5 protein-coding genes are annotated in these 5,639 nt (G+C 72.7%); 3 read left to right on the plus strand and 2 right to left on the minus strand.

The genetic code is table 11. The features are described 5' to 3' along the window. Positions 1 to 118: 118 nt before the first annotated feature. Positions 119 to 1,708, plus strand: a complete 1,590-nt coding sequence (locus tag ACFRCR_RS16160; RefSeq protein WP_377678932.1) for an exo-alpha-sialidase — start codon at positions 119 to 121, stop codon at positions 1,706 to 1,708. A 9-nt stretch (positions 1,709 to 1,717) separates the two neighbouring features. On the opposite strand, the gene ACFRCR_RS16165 is transcribed toward ACFRCR_RS16160, so the two are convergent. Together ACFRCR_RS16165 and ACFRCR_RS16170 are read right to left on the minus strand one after the other, a co-directional pair. Beyond that, positions 1,718 to 2,074 carry an iron chaperone gene (locus ACFRCR_RS16165; RefSeq protein ID WP_377678933.1) on the minus strand — a complete coding sequence of 119 codons (357 nt, stop codon included), beginning with the start codon at positions 2,072 to 2,074 and terminating at the stop codon, positions 1,718 to 1,720. Between the two features lie 109 nt (positions 2,075 to 2,183). After that, positions 2,184 to 2,870 (minus strand): DNA alkylation repair protein, encoded by a 687-nt coding sequence (locus tag ACFRCR_RS16170; protein ID WP_377678935.1) that lies wholly within the window; start codon positions 2,868 to 2,870, stop codon positions 2,184 to 2,186. A 290-nt stretch (positions 2,871 to 3,160) separates the two neighbouring features. On the opposite strand from ACFRCR_RS16170, the gene ACFRCR_RS16175 reads away from it, so the two are divergent. Continuing rightward, entirely contained in the window at positions 3,161 to 4,585 is a 1,425-nt protein-coding gene (locus ACFRCR_RS16175; protein ID WP_377678936.1) for a hemolysin family protein, read from the plus strand. Continuing rightward, positions 4,582 to 5,595, plus strand: a complete 1,014-nt coding sequence (locus ACFRCR_RS16180; RefSeq protein ID WP_377678937.1) for a hemolysin family protein — start codon at positions 4,582 to 4,584, stop codon at positions 5,593 to 5,595. Before ACFRCR_RS16175 ends, ACFRCR_RS16180 begins: the two co-directional genes overlap by 4 nt. Positions 5,596 to 5,639: the final 44 nt, after the last annotated feature.

Genomic DNA, 5,639 nt, shown 5'->3' on the forward strand with positions numbered 1-5,639 from the left:
GCTCGCACCTTTCGTGCAAAGGTGCGAGCCGCCGTCGGGCACGGTCCATGAAGCAGGCGCGCGGACTCGCCGCCCGACGGAGCTTGGCCCGGGGCACGGGCCGGGGTACATCTAGGGGATGCGCACGAACCCCCACGAACTCACCCATCAGGTGCTCGCCGCCCGCGGCGTCGGCGGGCACCGCCAGTACCGCATCCCCGCCCTGGCCGTCTCGACGCGCGGCACGGTCCTCGCGGCGTACGACGGACGCCCCAACCTCGACGACCTGCCGAACACGATCGACCTCCTGGTCCGGCGCAGCCTCGACCACGGCCGGACGTGGGGCCCGCAGCAGGACGTACGCGTCGGCACGGGGCTCCAGGGGTTCGGCGACCCGAGCCTGATCGTCGACCGTGTGACGGGACGCATCTTCTGCTTCCATGCCGCGGGGACCCACGCGGGCTTCTTCGAGGCGGTCGAGGGGCTCGAGCCCGAGGACGACGTCCAGCACGTCGACCTGTCGTTCTCCGACGACGACGGCCTCACCTGGACCCACCGGCGCGTGACGGCCTCGCTCAAACCGCAGGGCGTCACGGGCCTCTTCGCCGCGGCCGGTGCCGGGATCCAGCTCGAGACCGGTCCGTACGCGGGGCGCCTGCTCCAGCAGATGGTCCTGCTCCTGGGCGGGGAGATCCGCGCGGCGTCGGCGTACTCGGACGACCACGGCGACACGTGGACGCTCGGCGAGCCCACGGGGCCCGGGGCCAACGAGAACAAGGTCGTCGAGCTGAGCGACGGCCGCGTCCTCCTGAGCTCGCGCGCCAAGGGCTGCCGGGTGCAGGCCGTCTCGACCGACGGCGGCCACTCCTACGGGCCGCTGACTCCCGCGCCGGACCTGCCCGACCCGAGCGACAACGGCAGCATCCTGCGGCTCGGGCCCGTGACCGACGCGGCCGCTCCCCTGCTCGTGACCAACAACCGCGACGCCGACCTGCGCCGCAACACGGTGCTCAGCGTGTCGTACGACGACGGCACGACGTGGCGGCCCGCGCTCACGATCTGCGCGGGCTCGAGCGCCTACTCGACAGCGGCCGTGCTCGCCGACGGGTCGCTCGGCGTGCTCTACGAGCGCGACGGGTACGGCGAGATCGTGTTCGCCCGGCTCGGCGCCGGGGCCCTGTCCCCCGAGGCCCTCGCCGTGGCAGCGCGGACCTACGAGGACGACGACGGCGGTGCGTTCACCATGGTGCTCCGCTCGATCACCCCGGGCCGTCCCGCCCGGTGGGTCACCGTGGGCGCGTCGCACGTCATCTCGTCCGAGGGCGGCGAGTGGGGCGTGCACACCTGGAAGGAGATCGGGCAGGGGTACGACGGCGACCAGGTCCTCGGCACGCGCGAGGCACAGGACGTCAACTACGGTCCGGCCGCGCCGGGGCTGCGCGCGGGCGACATCCTCGCGTTCACCGGACGCTTCCGGCACCGTGGCACGGAGCCCGTCACGGCGGCACTGAGCGGCAGCTTCGACGGCGACGTGGCGGCCGAGTTCCCGGCCGTGCGCCTCGTGCCCGGCGAGGACGCCCTCTATTTCACGCCGACGTACACCGTGACGCCGGAGGACGTGACCGCCGGCTCCGCCGTCGTCACGTGCGCGGTCCAGGCAGGCGACGCCCGCTTCGAGCGGGCGTTCCGCGCGGACACCGTGACCGGGGAGGTCGTGCCGGTCGGGTAGCGCGTGCCGTCACGCGCCGACTTCCTTGCGCGACGCTCGCGCGAGTCGCTCGACGAGGTCGTCCGGGATCGGCTTGCGCGGCGAGAAGGTGACGCCGGTCCTGGTCGCCTTGAGGCCCGCGGCCGCGATCTCCTCGGCGTGCCCGGAGACGGCGCCCGGCAGCACGTACAGCCCGCACTGCTTGCTGAACGCCGCATAGCTCGCGACGACCGAGCCGCCGGTCGTGAACCCCGGCATGTCGTACGCCACGATCTCGTCAGCGTCCGGCAGGGCGCCGGCAAGGAGCGCGCGCAACCGTCTCAGCGACGGCTGGAAGGCCTCGGGCGCCGCGGCGATGTAGGCGTCGTGGTCGGCTGGCTTCGTCATGGGTGCCTCGCTGGAGCTCGTCGTGTCGGGGACTTCGCCCACCGTGCCCGACGGCGGACCGTGGCGTCGCGCGAAGAGTGCTCCGCCGTCGGGCCGGGGGTGGGAACCGCTACGCCTGCGCCCGGCGCCGGACGATCTCCGCGATCCACGTCGGCGCGAACGGCGACGTGCAGCCCGGGGGCGTCGGGTAGTCCTTGAGGACCTCGAGCCGCTCGCCGATCTCGACCGCGCGGGCGCGCAGCTCGGGGTGGTGGATGCCGATGTTCGCGAGGCACTCGTTCATGGCCCACTGCAGCCGTTCGGGAGCGTCCTTCATGTCGGCCTCGACACGGTCCAGGAGACCGGGCAGGTCGAGGCCCTCGGGGGACTTCGCGACCCGGTCGGTCGTCAGGGCCCACCCGGCGCTCGCGACGACCGGGTCGGGGTCCGCGAACCATGCGGTGCGCAGGTCCTCGACGTGCGGGCTCTTCTTGACGACGTAGCTGACGAGCCACCCGTGCACCTTGGGGACGCGCGCGTCACGCAGCATGGCGTCGAGCTCGTCGGCCGACCAGGCCTTGGGGCGGCAGATCAGGATCGCGACGAGACGCGCCGCGGTGTCGCCCGTCTCCCAGAGCTGCCCCGCGAGCTCGTGCTGGGTCTTGAGGGACTTCGCGACCGCGCGCAGCCTGGTGAGGTTGACGCCGTGGTCGTCCCCGTGGCGCTCGTTGACCGCACGGATCTTCGGGTCCTCCAGGGCTGCCAGCTCGGCCAGCACGTCGCTGACGGTCGCCTCGGTCGCAGCAGTCGTCGCCACGTCGGTCTCCTCGGTCGGTCTTCTCGTCGGGGGGCGCTCACACCCTACGTCGCCCGTCCCGTGCCGCGGCGACCCCCGCGACGACCCCCCGCGGGGATCCCCCTCGTGATCCCTTGGTGGAAGCACGGGCCGGACGCTGCGAGAATCGGTGCGGGATTCCGGGAACGCACGGGCGCGCTTCCGCGTTGACCTGTCGGAATCCACCCGCGATCTGAGAGAGACATGGACGCAGACAGTACGAACCCCCTTGTGCCGGCCGCCGATGCTGCGACGAGGGGGTGCAGGTTCTGATGTGGGTGTTGACACTGCTGCTCGGCGTCGTCGTGATCGTCGCGATCACGGCCGTGACCGGCTACTTCGTCGCCCAGGAGTTCGCGTACATGGCCGTGGACCGGTCGCGCCTGAGCGCGCGCGCCGGCACCGGGGACGCCGGCGCCAAGCGCGCCCTGGCCGTCACCAAGCGCACGTCCTTCATGCTCTCGGGCGCCCAGCTCGGCATCACCGTGACGGGGCTGCTGGTCGGCTACGTCGCCGAGCCGCTCGTCGGCGCGTCGCTGGGCACGGCCCTGGGCGGGGTCGGCGTCCCGACCGGAGTGGGCATCGCCGTGGGCACCGTCCTGGCGCTCGTGTTCTCGACGTTCGTCCAGATGATCTTCGGCGAGCTGTTCCCCAAGAACCTCGCGATCGCCCGGCCCGAGCCGGTCGCCCTGTGGCTCGCCCGCTCGACGACCATCTACCTGGCCGTGTTCGGCTGGCTCATCAAGGTCTTCGACCAGGCCTCGAACCTCCTGCTCAAGGCGCTGCGGATCGAGCCGGTGCACGACGTCGAGCACTCGGCGACGGCCCGCGACCTCGAGCACATCGTCGCGGACTCACGCCAGAGCGGCGACCTGCCGGGCGAGCTCTCGGTGCTCCTGGACCGCATCCTCGACTTCCCCGAGCGTGACGTCGAGCACGCGATGATCCCCCGCGCCCACGTGGACGTCGTGCACGTCGACGACACCCTCGGAGAGGTGCGGGCACGGATGGCGGCCGGCCACTCGCGCTACCCGGTGCTGGCCGACGACGACCAGGTCGTCGGCGTCGTCCACCTCGTCGACGTCCTGACGACGACGCACGGCGACGACGTCCGGACCCAGGACTTCATGCGCCCCGTGGTCGTGATCCCGACCGCGATGAGCCTGCCCGACGCCCTGCGCGAGCTCACCGAGACGCACAACCAGCTCGCGTGCGTGATCGACGAGTACGGCGGGTTCGCGGGCGTCCTGACGGCCGAGGACCTGGCCGAGGAGCTCGTCGGGGAGATCACCGACGAGCACGACCCCGCGACACCGACCATCGCCCCGCGCGACGACGACGGGATCTGGGTCATGCCCGGCGACACGCACATCGACGAGGTCGAGCGCGCGATCGGCCGCGACCTGCCGCGAGGGGACTACGAGACGATCGCGGGCCTCGCGATCGACCAGCACGGCTCGCTGCTCGAACCCGGCGAGGGCATCGTCGTCGAGCTACCGCTCGACCCCGCCGACCTCGCCCTGGCGGCCGAGCCCGAGCCCGCGTGGATGCGCGTCGACGTGATCGAGGTCGAGCGCCACGTCCCGTCCCTGGTCCGCGTGACCTTCCCGACGGACGACCGGCCGGTCCCGACCCCCGACACCGCGCCCGCCGCTGCGCCCGCCGTGGCGCCCGAGACCGAGGAGGGCGACCGATGAGCAACCCCTGGGTCGTCGTGGCCGTCACCGTCGTCATCATCGCGCTCAGCGCGTTCTTCGTCGCCGTCGAGTTCGCGCTGCTCGCGGCCAAGCGGCACCGCCTGGAGGACGCCGCCCCGAACAGCCGTTCGGCCCGCGCCGCGCTGCGCAGCTCGACCGAGCTGACCGTGCTGCTCGCCGGCTCCCAGCTCGGCATCACGGCCTGCACCCTGGCCCTCGGCGCGATCACCAAGCCGGCGGTGCACCACTGGCTCACGCCCGCGTTCGAGGCATGGGGCGCCCCGCTGTGGGTCGCGGACGCCGCCGGGTTCGTCCTGGCGCTGATCATCGTGACGTTCCTGCACCTGGTCGTCGGTGAGATGGCACCCAAGTCGTGGGCCATCGCCCACCCCGAGACGTCGGCCACCCTGCTCGCCATCCCGATGCGCGGCTTCATGTGGCTGACCCGCCCCCTGCTGACGGGGCTCAACGACATGGCCAACTGGTGCCTCGTCAAGGTCGGCGTCGAGCCGACCGGCCAGGTCGCCTCGGGCCAGAGCGCCGACGACCTGCGACACCTCGTCGAGCACTCGGCCAACGTCGGCGCCCTGGACCCGGCGTACTTCGCCCAGCTCTCCGGCGCCCTGGACCTGCAGACCCTCACCGTGGGCGACCTGCTCACCGGTCGGGGCCGGCCCACCATGGTCCCGTCGAGCGCCACGGTGCACGACGTGCAGGAGGCGACACGCACGTCCGGCCACCTGCGGATCCTGCTCGGCGACGACGCCGCCATCTCGGGCGTCGTGCACGTGCGCGACACGCTCGACGTGGACGTCGACAGGCCCGCGGCGGACCTCATGCGGCCGCCGTTCACGCTCGAGCCGTCCGTGCCCGTCTACGCGGCCCTCGCGCAGATGCGCGAGACCCGCAACCACCTCGCGGTCGTGACCGACGGCGCCACGGTCGCCGGGGTCATCGCGCTGTCGGACGTCATGGCGCGGCTCTTCCCGCGGGAGGCCGCCGCGGCGTGACGTGGGCGGGCCGATGATGCGCAGCCCTACCGACGACGGCGCCC

Origin of the sequence: Oerskovia sp. NPDC056781 (assembly GCF_042789955.1) — a bacterium.
Classification (GTDB): domain Bacteria; phylum Actinomycetota; class Actinomycetes; order Actinomycetales; family Cellulomonadaceae; genus Oerskovia; species Oerskovia rustica.